The 1,503-nt window shown below is 56.8% G+C and carries 1 rRNA gene; it reads right to left on the bottom strand.

Annotated elements, in window-relative coordinates:
• Positions 1-2: 2 nt before the first annotated feature.
• Positions 3-1,503, bottom strand: a 23S ribosomal RNA gene (locus ACIBH3_RS35940); the annotation flags it as partial.

Genomic DNA, 1,503 nt, shown 5'->3' with positions numbered 1-1,503 from the left:
CTGAGGACAAGCCCTCGGCCTATTAGTACCGGTCAGCTCCACCCCTTACAGGGCTTCCACATCCGGCCTATCAACCCAGTCGTCTACTGGGAGCCTTACCCTCTCAAGGAGGTGGGAGTGCTCATCTCGAAGCAGGCTTCCCGCTTAGATGCTTTCAGCGGTTATCCCTCCCGAACGTAGCCAACCAGCCATGCCCTTGGCAGGACAACTGGCACACCAGAGGTTCGTCCGTCCCGGTCCTCTCGTACTAGGGACAGCCCTTCTCAACACTCCTACGCGCACAGCGGATAGGGACCGAACTGTCTCACGACGTTCTAAACCCAGCTCGCGTACCGCTTTAATGGGCGAACAGCCCAACCCTTGGGACCTACTCCAGCCCCAGGATGCGACGAGCCGACATCGAGGTGCCAAACCATCCCGTCGATATGGACTCTTGGGGAAGATCAGCCTGTTATCCCCGGGGTACCTTTTATCCGTTGAGCGACGGCGCTTCCACAAGCCACCGCCGGATCACTAGTCCCTGCTTTCGCACCTGCTCGACCCGTCGGTCTCACAGTCAAGCTCCCTTGTGCACTTACACTCAACACCTGATTGCCAACCAGGCTGAGGGAACCTTTGGGCGCCTCCGTTACTCTTTAGGAGGCAACCGCCCCAGTTAAACTACCCACCAGACACTGTCCCTGATCCGGATCACGGACCCAGGTTAGACATCCAGCACGACCAGAGTGGTATTTCAACGACGACTCCACCCAAACTGGCGTTTGGGTTTCACAGTCTCCCACCTATCCTACACAAGCCGAACCGAACACCAATATCAAGCTATAGTAAAGGTCCCGGGGTCTTTCCGTCCTGCTGCGCGAAACGAGCATCTTTACTCGTAATGCAATTTCACCGGGCCTATGGTTGAGACAGTCGAGAAGTCGTTACGCCATTCGTGCAGGTCGGAACTTACCCGACAAGGAATTTCGCTACCTTAGGATGGTTATAGTTACCACCGCCGTTTACTGGCGCTTAAGTTCTCAGCTTCGCCCGACCGAAATCGGACTAACCGGTCCCCTTAACGTTCCAGCACCGGGCAGGCGTCAGTCCGTATACATCGCCTTACGGCTTCGCACGGACCTGTGTTTTTAGTAAACAGTCGCTTCTCGCTGGTCTCTGCGGCCGGCCCCAGCTCCGAGTGCAAGACTCATCACCGGTTCCGGCCCCCCTTCTCCCGAAGTTACGGGGGCATTTTGCCGAGTTCCTTAACCATAGTTCACCCGAACGCCTCGGTATTCTCTACCTGACCACCTGAGTCGGTTTGGGGTACGGGCCGCCATGAAACTCGCTAGAGGCTTTTCTCGACAGCATAGGATCATCCACTTCACCACAATCGGCTCGGCATCAGGTCTCAGCCTTAATGAGTGACGGATTTGCCTATCACTCGGCCTACACCCTTACCCCGGGACAACCACCGCCCGGGCTGGACTACCTTCCTGCGTCACCCCATCGCTCACCTACTAC

Origin of the sequence: Kitasatospora sp. NPDC050543, from assembly GCF_044457565.1 — a bacterium.
Classification (GTDB): Bacteria; Actinomycetota; Actinomycetes; order Streptomycetales; family Streptomycetaceae; genus Kitasatospora.
Note: the sequence above shows the minus strand (reverse complement) of the source record. Positions and strands in the feature narration are given on the sequence as shown.